The sequence below is a fragment of the Bradyrhizobium sp. genome, assembly GCF_049691595.1.
GTDB lineage: Bacteria > Pseudomonadota > Alphaproteobacteria > Rhizobiales > Xanthobacteraceae > Bradyrhizobium.
In genome coordinates, this window is sequence record NZ_JBAVNZ010000282.1 from 1 (window position 1) to 2,135 (window position 2,135).

Below are 2,135 nucleotides of genomic sequence, written 5' to 3' on the forward strand. Positions count from 1 at the left end.
GGCCACGTCGTGGTGCGTTCGAATTTCACAACGACCGCGAAGGATCCCGGATAACCGCCTGGGCGGTTTCCGGGAACGCGGTTGTGGGGATTGATGCAAACCGGTGGCTAAAGTGAACGCTGTCAGAAGCGGTTCGCGATTGCCTCTCAACACGGCGTGTCTTCCTCGGGCGCCATTTGAGCGCGTTCCCGAGGATCCAGCTATCGACGGGCGTGGCGTGATGGAATGGCTGCGAGCGCTGGCCGCAACGTCAATGTTCGAGATCGCGGAACCCTGGGTCCTCGGCAGCTCGCTTTCAGCGAGGCCGAGGATGACACCTGTATTTATTGAGCAAACATAGAATTAATTCTCGGGACAATGAAATTCATCATCACGATATCTGTCGTTTACGACATTTTTTAACGATATAACACTTCATCAATTCAAATCACTTCTGAAATGACATACAGTATTCGCAGTTCGATCCAACGGAACGGGGCTTTCTAGTCCTACTGCGTCACGCTGCCTTGCGCCATTGCTGAGAGTTTACGGCTGTTTTGGCGCAGCATGGGCATCGATCGAGGGTTGCGGCAAGTTCAACGGCGAGTTCACGCCGCAGTGTCGCAAGTGAATCCGGGACGTGGCGCTCGGTTCTGATCGGCAGCGCCGCGCGGTCGGTAATTTTCGGGAAGGGTAGGCGCTTCGAAGACCCCGGCGCTGCGCGCCGCCGAGGGGGAAAAAGCGGCTCTCTCGGAAATGAGGAACCCATAGGCGGCGATGCAGAGGGTGGCGTGATGGTGGAAGCCGCGCCAACTTCGGCCTTCGAAATGACCGAGACCGATTTCCTGTTTCAATTCGAGATAATCCCGCTCGATGCGCCAGCGTTGTTTCGTGGTGCGCACGAGATGAGAGAATGTGACGTTTTTATCGAGCGTCGAAAGCCAGAATTTCGTCGGCGCCTTTTCATCATCCGGCCATTCGATCAGCAGCCATTCCTCGGCGATCGTTTTGGTCGCGGCATCCCGATCGTGGGCGGAGCGCACTCTGACGCGGGCAAAGCGCCCCCACAGCGGCTCGTTCGTGCCCTCTCGCCACGAGAGCTTGCGCCACTCGCCTTTCGGCAGGCCGAGTGCGAGTTCCTCAACGCTGACAGGCTTGTGCGCGTCGTCGTGCACGGACCGGACCGGGCGGCGGCCACGTCCCGAATACGCTGGCGGCGGCAAGCTCGATGTGCCCGGCGCCCACACCGTCGTCGTCGACTTCACGCCGGCGACGTAGCGCAGTCCGAGTGCTGTAATCCCGCTGCGAAATCTCGCCTCCACGCCGTATCCGGCATCGGCAAGAACGACGCCACGCGGCAATCCCGCCTCGCACGCCCATTTGATTTGATCGAGCGCGATTTGCGGCTTCGTCTTGAATGTCACGTCTGGCGGCACGCCCGCCTTTTCGCGCCGTGCGGCATCATTGGCCCAGGCGTCCGGCAAATACATGCGATAGGCCACCGGCAAACTCGCGTGATCATTGGCGATCGATAGAGAAACCGCGACTTGGCAATTGTCCTGCTTGCCAAGTTGCCCGCAATATTGCCGGGCGACGCCGACCGAATGCTTGCCCTTCTTGGGGAAACCGGTGTCGTCGATGATCCACGCGGTGATCGCGCCGTGACCCTCGATCCGCGACACGACATGGGCGCGAACCTTGCCCATCACAGCGTCGTCGGACCAATCGCACTGCCCCACGAAATGCAGCATCGACTGGTGCTGTGCTGCGGTCCGGTCGGGCGCCGTCATGGCCGCCATCGGCTCGACGCTCTTGCGATCGGCCGGCATCAACAAGCCCGTGCAATAGCTCGCCATCGGGCCGTGCCGGCGCGCATCGCCGATCACGCTCGCAAGATCGGCGAGATACGCAGCAAAACGATCGGCACGAGCACCGCTGTCGTCCTGGTTCATGTTCGCTCCTGGTCTCGATTGGAATCTCGACCATGAGCTGAATCGCACCCTGGACAGCTGCGGCGCAGTGACTCACTGTGACTCAGTAGGACTAGGCAGTCATCGCCTCGATGGCCTTGCGCGGCGTCGGTTGCTCGCGGGCGATCAGGCCCACGGGGCCCAAATGCGAGAGCTGTCGCCGTTCAGCAAGCCGCAGCCCGAAGT

2 protein-coding genes are annotated in these 2,135 nt (G+C 60.7%); both read right to left on the minus strand.

Annotated features, from left to right (window positions below):
• Positions 1 to 587 precede the first annotated feature (587 nt).
• The gene (locus WCE35_RS12770; protein ID WP_424593709.1) at positions 588 to 1,931 is read right to left on the minus strand and encodes an IS701 family transposase; all 1,344 of its coding nucleotides are present in this window, start codon (positions 1,929 to 1,931) and stop codon (positions 588 to 590) included.
• 91 nt (positions 1,932 to 2,022) lie between these two features.
• Positions 2,023 to 2,127 carry a hypothetical protein gene (locus tag WCE35_RS12775; protein ID WP_424593710.1) on the minus strand — a complete coding sequence of 35 codons (105 nt, stop codon included), beginning with the start codon at positions 2,125 to 2,127 and terminating at the stop codon, positions 2,023 to 2,025.
• Between the last annotated feature and the right edge of the window lie 8 nt (positions 2,128 to 2,135).

Coding starts and splice junctions, on each gene's coding strand:
- WCE35_RS12770 (WP_424593709.1), bottom strand. CDS start 1,931: ATGAACCAGGACGACAGCGGTGCTCGTGCCGATCGTTTTGCTGCGTAT.